Annotated in this window: 5 protein-coding genes; 3 read left to right on the top strand and 2 right to left on the bottom strand. The window is 34.8% G+C overall.

Annotated elements, in window-relative coordinates:
- Window positions 1-619 precede the first annotated feature (619 nt).
- Window positions 620-1,498, bottom strand: coding sequence for a hypothetical protein (locus ACP6PK_RS23645; RefSeq protein ID WP_426563203.1), 879 nt, complete (start codon window positions 1,496-1,498; stop codon window positions 620-622).
- Window positions 1,499-2,259: 761 nt separating this feature from the next.
- Window positions 2,260-3,618 carry a histidine phosphatase family protein gene (locus tag ACP6PK_RS23640; RefSeq protein WP_094675343.1) on the bottom strand — a complete coding sequence of 453 codons (1,359 nt, stop codon included), beginning with the start codon at window positions 3,616-3,618 and terminating at the stop codon, window positions 2,260-2,262.
- A 274-nt stretch (window positions 3,619-3,892) separates the two neighbouring features.
- Here ACP6PK_RS23640 and ACP6PK_RS23635 point away from each other — a divergent pair, with 274 nt between their 5' ends.
- The 3 genes from ACP6PK_RS23635 (at window position 3,893) to ACP6PK_RS23625 (ending at window position 5,993) form a co-directional block, all read left to right on the top strand.
- Window positions 3,893-4,021, top strand: a complete 129-nt coding sequence (locus ACP6PK_RS23635; RefSeq protein WP_256386629.1) for a hypothetical protein — start codon at window positions 3,893-3,895, stop codon at window positions 4,019-4,021.
- 137 nt (window positions 4,022-4,158) lie between these two features.
- Window positions 4,159-4,305 carry a hypothetical protein gene (locus tag ACP6PK_RS23630; RefSeq protein WP_168186608.1) on the top strand — a complete coding sequence of 49 codons (147 nt, stop codon included), beginning with the start codon at window positions 4,159-4,161 and terminating at the stop codon, window positions 4,303-4,305.
- Between the two features lie 152 nt (window positions 4,306-4,457).
- Entirely contained in the window at window positions 4,458-5,993 is a 1,536-nt protein-coding gene (locus tag ACP6PK_RS23625) for a CPBP family intramembrane glutamic endopeptidase (RefSeq protein ID WP_426563200.1), read from the top strand.
- Window positions 5,994-6,067: the final 74 nt, after the last annotated feature.

Here is a 6,067-nt window from a genome sequence, read left to right as displayed (position 1 = left end):
ACTTATTCAAGTTTTACCATCTTTGCATACTACATTTTGTCGTGCGGAATGTGGGCTGGAAAGGGGAAACAAGAAAAAAATTTCTCTTTATTCAATCCTATTCCTTTCAGGGAGAGCTAATTAGGGTTTGCTGAAAAAGTCTTTTTTAGGGAGTAGGGAAGTAGGGAAGTAGGAAAGTAATTTTTTTGCCCAACTATACAGCTATAGCGGTTTTCATTAATATAGAATACAACTATTAAAACTGTAGTTGATCAAATTTCAAACATACCTGTTTTTCTCTGTAGTCTACCTTTGTGAAAACCGCTATAAAATGAAAAAATTTTGATTTTTCACCGAACCGTACATTAAAAGCTTAAAACCAAGGTATTTCAGATCTAAAAAGGCTAAAAAAATTATATCTAAAGACTTGTATATTCAATCGGTAGAGCAGTAATTATCAATTATCCATTATTTACCCCTACTTTCTACTCCTTATTTTTCTGTATATTTTTATTTATATTCTTCCCAAGTTTTACCTTGTAATTTTTGGGCTAAATCTTTAGCGTCTTTCACGTCACCAATATCAAATTTACGAATATCAAAGTATTGTTTACTACTTTGCATACCTCCAGGGGTAGTTTTACAAAAAATCAGTTGGATGTAAATCAGTTAGTAAAAATACTCGTGCTGGATACTGTGAATCATCTAAATAACTACGACGAATTCTAGCAATTTCAGCTAATTCTTCATCAGATTTATTAATATTTTTCCACTTAATAGAAAATTCTTCTTCTGACTCAATATCCACAACTGCTTCAATCTTGGCAACCCAGTCTACTTGTTTATTTCGATATACTCCTAAATAAAGACTACGACGATGACTATACGAACCACCTTTGGCTGTACAAACATATATCTTATGTTTAATTACATCATCATAAGTTCCAGCACAATTAACAACATCTAGACGATATTTCCAAGAAGGTAGCAAATCTTCTTCATTAAAATACTCTTCTAAATCATTAATCGCATCGGCGATATTTTTGGGTAAATTACTCAGTTTGATTGACTCTAAAAAATCTTCAAAACTAATTGGTAAAAATAAAATTTTATCTGCTTCAGCAGTCTTTTTAACATTAGAAAAAGCCGGAGCTTTAGGTTCATCTTGTTCATAGTTAGCAAGAGCAATAAGAATTTTTCTACCTTGCTTTTGCTTAAGACTTTCTAGATGACGTAATAATTGTTCTTCATCCAAACTACTTCCTCTCTTTGTTTCGAGCAAAATATAAAAAGGTTCTTGAGTAATTTCCCCATCAGGAATGCTTTGTTTTTTTCCTGCTTGTTGAGTGAATTTCACTCCTACTATTCCAGATAAACCTTCACCTAATAATTTGCTCAAAACTTCTGATAAAAATTTGGGATTTTCTTCATAAAGCATTTTGAGAATCAGCAGACAATGATTTGTAGTCTGATTTTCTCTTTGAGAATAAGAAGGGAAAAGGCGAATATTTCTGCTCATTTCATTTGATTTTATTTTTTATTATTTGAAGATGTTTATTACAGCAGGGAAAAGGGAACCGCTGCAAAAACATTTCTGCTGTCTAAGATTAATCATCTATAGTAATAAGTAATAAGTAATAAATAGAATGTAAGGATTCAGCCGTGAGCTAGCCTCTTTTACTGCGGAATGCTCCGCAAACCCTAAAAGCTATCAGCTTCATTACCTTGTAATATCATGTCCGGATAAGAGCGTGATAAACAACTTTCTCCTTCTTTTCTTCTTTCTTCCCTCCTGAATTCTGAATTCTGAGGACTGAGGACTGAGTAGTTTATTTATAACTGTTCAACCGGACATGATATAAAGCAGGAAAAAGCTATTTAGAGATTTTATAGAATTAAAAGTATGAGTAAAAGTCTATCAGTTAACCTTAATATTCTCTCGAACTACATTATTTATTAAAAAGCTGAGAGCTGACCGCTAATAGCTGAATACTTACAATAGAATTAGGACTTATGTAAAGAAACCCGGTTTCTAGGATAAATTATTGTTTTTAACAATAAACATCTAGGATATACTAGGTTTCTGGATTCGCCCGTATAAGTCCTGTAGAATATTCCTTGTGGAAATAAACCCCGTTTCTTGTCTGACCAAGAAATAAGGTCTCAAGCCTCCTCCTTTTCAAGAGGATGAAAAAAATAAGCTTCAGTATTTCAATCCCGATCCAATAGCTAGGAGATACTGATAACTGATAACTGATAACTGATAACTGATAACTGAAATTACAACGCCCCTGCCGCAGTTTTGTCAAGAATACCCCCGGACAAATGAGAAGTAATGTTCATTACCTCCAATACGGGAGGTCCATCTGGGCCTTGAGGATAATCAATGACACTAACCGCCCCGTTACCCTGCTTAAAATTCCAGAAATGTTGGGGTTCCAAACCAAATAATTGAGAAAGAATAGCCTTATTAATAGCATCATGGGCAACTACAATACCAACACCAGAAACCGACCGAACAATCTCTTTCCAAGTAACCAGCGCTCTTTCCCAAACTTGCTGTAAATTTTCCCCCTCTGGCATTTGTACCGTTTCTGGAAATTCTTTCCACTGCTTCAATAACCCAGGAAAACCGTCTTCAATTTCTGACTCAAATTTTCCTTCCCAAAGACCGTGGCTAATTTCCCATAAACCATCATATAACTTTAACTCTACATCTGGGTGATGCTGCAAAATAATCTCCGCCGTTTCTTTAGGACGTAACATCGAACTACTTACAGCAAAATCTAGATGTACATCCTTGAGAAACTCGGCAGCTTGGCCAGCTTGCACCCGACCATTATCATTAAGTGGTACATCAATTTGTCCCTGAAATTTACCATCTCGGTTCCAGTCAGTCTCACCGTGGCGCACCAGTAACAACCGGGGACCTTGATGTTTATCCCTAGGTTTAGGAAACTTTTCACCAATCTGAGTAGTGAGATTCATTGATTCTAACTGTACAGATCCTCTTGGTTCATATTCTCCAGAAAAAGAGGGATAAGGAGGAGTAAAATTAAGTATATTAATGCCACAGTTAGATTGTTGAATTGAGTGGTAATAAGATGGTTGTATTCCCAAAGCTGTAGAAATGAGGCAGCGATTAATGCCATTATGGGCAACAACCAGAACAGTTTTATGAACATTGTTGGTCAAAATCTCTGGCCAAAACTGATGAGCTTGGTCAAACAGAGATAATACAGGAAAATGCTTGATTTGACCTTCTGGTGTTGAGACCTCCATACAGAGTTCGTGGGGACGGTTTTTCCATAAACTATAATCTTCTGGATATTTATCAATTACCTCTTCACGCAACATTCCTGCCCACAAAGGTAAATCAATTTCTCTTAAGTTTTCTTTGATTTCGATTGGAGGAGGAGAGTCTAAACAGGAGCAAATAATTTCAGCAGTTTGTTTAGCTCTTTGTAGAGGACTGCTATAGATAGCATCAAATTTTAGGTTTTGAAGAGCTTCACCTACCTGACGAGCAGTATTTTGGCCTGTCTCTGTGAGAACTGACTTATCAAGGCGACCTTGAATTCGACGTTCTATATTATAGGTGCTTTGGCCATGACGCACAAGGATAACACGGGTACTCATTGATAATTTCGATTATTGGGTTGGTTGGAAACTGTGGAATAGACTGCATTTTACACTGTTTTTGATCTTATAGCTGAAGGAAGTAAGGAAGAAGGAAGATAGTTTTTTCCTCATCAAGTCATTTCATTCCATCCGTAATAGATGAAGTGGAAAACCACAAACATTTTCATTTTATTAAGCTCCTGAAAAAAATGGCGCCTCAAAGGATTTTCGATTGCATTATCACCAAAATTCTGATAGAATAAAATTTATTGGGTACTACTCGCCCATATACATGACTATTTGTTCAACTATTTTTTCTGACTCAGAGGCGATCGCTCTGATACAGGAATTGTTCTGTGGAAAAATACCAGAAATATTTTCATCCTGTGAAGCACCAAAAAAAATGGTGGCTTTTTCCTGATCAAGTCATTCCATCCGTACCAGATGAAGTGGAAAACCACAAACATTTTCATTTTATTAAGCTCCTGAAAAAAAAGGCGCCTCAAAGGATTTTCGATTGCATCATCACCAAAATTCTGATACAATAAAATTTATTGGGTGCTACTCGCCCATATACATGACTATTTATTCAACTATTTTTCTAACTCAGAGGCGATCGCTCTGATACAAGAATTGTTCTGTAGAAAAATACCAGAAATATTTTCATCCTGTGAAGCACCAAAAAAAATGGTGGCTTTTTCCTGATCAAGTCATTCCATCCGTAATAGATGAAGTGGAAAACCACAAACATTTTCATTTTATTAAGCTCCTAAAAAAACAAAAGTCAAAAGTAATTGTATACTCTAAAAACTTTTACGCTACAGTAATTTCAATAGTATTGAATTAGGGAGATATGAATGACAATTAAAAAGTTAATTTTAACTATTCTGACTATTGTAGCGATCGCTTTTATTAGTTTTTCTTTAATTAGTAGTGTAACTCAGCCACAAATTCAAAGTCGTCTGGAGTTGTATCAGACAAATTTATTGTTGCACGCTGCGGAATGGGAGCCTGAAGATTTAGACAGTACAAATTTTAATCTAGCTAGTCAAGCTTTGATTGGTAATGACTCTTATCAAGCTGGATTAATACAGTACAAAAATGCTCGTGATTCGGCTCAAAAACAACTGGAAAAACAAGAAAATAAATTACAAATTTTGCCTTTAGAAGAGCAGATATCAGCACAAAAGCAACAGCTAAACGATAATATTAATCAGTTAAAAAATCTAATCAATGAATTTGATATTAGTATTGGCATTTTGCAAGTGGAAAAAAATCAAATCAATGAAGCTAGGCAAAGTTGGCAAAATTTAACTGATTCAGAAACAGCAAATCAATCTTTAGGAGAAACAGCAAAAGTATTAGCAGAAATATGGGGTAGACCAGCCAAAATTTTACCTAATGCAGAATTTTTAATCCAACAAAATTTAGATGGATGGTTTCGCTATCGTGCTTTAAAAGAATTATACAAATTACAGGAAAGACAAGAAGCTTTAGCAGAACTAGAAAACCAGGAACAAGAAATAGCAAAACAATCAGTATTAAAGTTAGCAATTGTTGCTGGTGTACCGGGAATGGGATTAGTATTCGGAGTAGGATTACTAATATTTTTAGGAGTGCAATGGTTGATTTCTGGAAAAGAATCTTTACTATTAAAAAATGCCGATTTACCTTGGAAAGTAAGTTGGGATGGTGAAACAATTTTACAAGTATTTGTCGTAGGTTTTTTCTTAGTCGGACAAATTATGATTCCTTTAGGATTAGAGATTTTTAAAAGTTTCACAAATGTGCAACCTGCAATGATGGGAGTTAGGGTACAAGCGGGGTATATTCTTGGTACTTATATTTTGTTTTCTCTGGGCGGTTTCTTAGTATTGTATTTATCATTAAAGTCATTTTTTCCCTTGCCAGAAGGTTGGTTTAAATTTGATTTACGCGGTGGTTGGTTTTTCTGGGGTTTAGGTGGTTATTTTGTAGCTTTGCCAATGGTAATTTTAATATCTCTAATTAATCAACAATTATGGCAAGGTCAAGGTGGCAGTAACCCTATTTTACCTATTGCTTTAAACGGGCAAGATGGTTTAGCTTTAACTCTATTTTTTGTCACTGCTTCTATTGCTGCACCAGTTTTTGAGGAGGTTATGTTTCGCGGATTTTTGTTACCTTCTTTGACAAAATATATGCCTATTTGGGGAGCAATTGTCGCAAGTGGTTTTTTATTTGCTATGGCTCATTTGAATATTTCTGAAGTGTTGCCTTTAGCAGTTTTGGGAATAATTTTAGGGGTAGTTTATACCAGGTCTCGTAATCTTTTGTCTTCTATGTTTTTACATAGTTTATGGAATAGTGGAACATTATTAAGTTTGTATATTCTAGGAAGTGGAAATTCTTAATATTAGGAGGGAATAGGGAATAGGTAACAGGGAACAGTTTACCGAATAATTAATAATTAATAGTTAATAATTAA

Source organism: Dapis hubbardiae BLCC-M172 (assembly GCF_050016015.1).
GTDB lineage: Bacteria > Cyanobacteriota > Cyanobacteriia > Cyanobacteriales > Microcoleaceae > Trichodesmium.
This window is presented reverse-complemented; position numbering and strand designations above follow the sequence as displayed.